The 1425-nt window shown below is 63.2% G+C and carries 1 pseudogene; it reads right to left on the reverse strand.

From position 1 onward, the window contains the following. Window positions 1-1425, reverse strand: a pseudogene (aceE, locus tag I5W_RS21085) (pyruvate dehydrogenase (acetyl-transferring), homodimeric type); the annotation flags it as partial.

The raw sequence follows: 1425 nt of genomic DNA on the forward strand, positions 1-1425 counted from the left end.
GATCATCACGCGGTTGTTGGTCGAGTACGAGGTCGCCGCAGCGATCCACGTAGCTCATGCCGCCCGCTTCGTTGATGCCTTCCTGCAGGATCTGGCCGGCCTTGTCTTCGCGGTAGTACATCACCTGGTCCTTGTCGACCGGTTCGTACAGTTGGCCGACCTGGCTGAAGATACCGATTTGGCGGAACAGGCCTTCCATCCCGAAGGTACGGGATTCATCGACCATGATGGGCACCACGCGCGGACCCAGGTTGGGGTCGCGTAGCAGTGCGGTCAGCACGCGCGAGTAAGCGGCGGTGGTGGAGATTTCACGGCCTTCGGCAGTGGGTTCCAGCATGGCCTGGAAGGCCGACAGTTCCGGCACCGGCAGCTTTTCGTCGGCGTGCACGCGGCGTTGCGGCAGGTAGCCACCGAGGGCCTTGCGGCGCTCGTGCAGGTATTGCATTTCCGGCGCGTCGTCAGCAGGCTTGAAGAACGGGATGTTCGGCAGTTCAGCGTCCGAGATCGGCAGCTGGAAGCGGTCGCGCATGGCGCGGATGGCTTCGTCGTCCAGTTTCTTGGTGTTGTGCGCGGTGTTGCGCGCTTCGCCGGCCTTGCCAAAGCCATAGCCCTTGATGGACTTGGCCAGGATGACGGTGGGCTGGTCCTTGGATTCCTGCGCGACCTTGAAGGCGGCGTAGATCTTGTGCGGGTCGTGGCCGCCACGGGTCAGGCGCCAGATGTCGTCGTCCGACATCTTGGAGACCATCTCCAGCAGCTTGGGATGCTTGCCGAAGAAGTGCTTGCGCACGTAGGCGCCATCCTTGGCCTTGTAGTTCTGGTACTCGCCATCGACGGTTTCCATCATCACCTTCTGCAGGATGCCGTCCTTGTCCTTGGCCAGCAGCTCGTCCCAGCCACTGCCCCAGATGACCTTGACCACGTTCCAGCCGGCACCGCGGAAATCGGACTCCAGTTCCTGGATGATCTTGCCGTTGCCGCGCACCGGACCGTCCAGGCGTTGCAGGTTGCAGTTGACCACGATGACCAGGTTGTTCAGCTTTTCACGGCCGGCCATGCCGATGGCGCCCATCGATTCCGGTTCGTCCATCTCGCCGTCGCCACAGAAGGCCCAGACCTTGCGGTTGTCGGTCTTGGCGATGCCGCGGGCGTGCAGGTACTTCAGGAAGCGCGCCTGGTAGATCGCCATCAAGGGGCCCAGGCCCATCGAGACGGTCGGGAACTGCCAGAATTCCGGCATCAGCTTGGGGTGCGGGTAGGACGACAGACCGTGGCCATCGGCTTCGCGGCGGAAGTGGATCAGTTGGTCTTCGGTCAGGCGGCCTTCCAGGAAGGCGCGTGCGTAGATGCCGGGCGAGGAGTGGCCCTGGATGTACAACAGGTCGCCGCCGTGGTCTTCGGTCGGGGCGTGCCAGAAGGGTGAGC

This window comes from Herbaspirillum sp. B65 (genome assembly GCF_000333555.1).
Taxonomy (GTDB): domain Bacteria; phylum Pseudomonadota; class Gammaproteobacteria; order Burkholderiales; family Burkholderiaceae_D; genus Herbaspirillum; species Herbaspirillum rubrisubalbicans.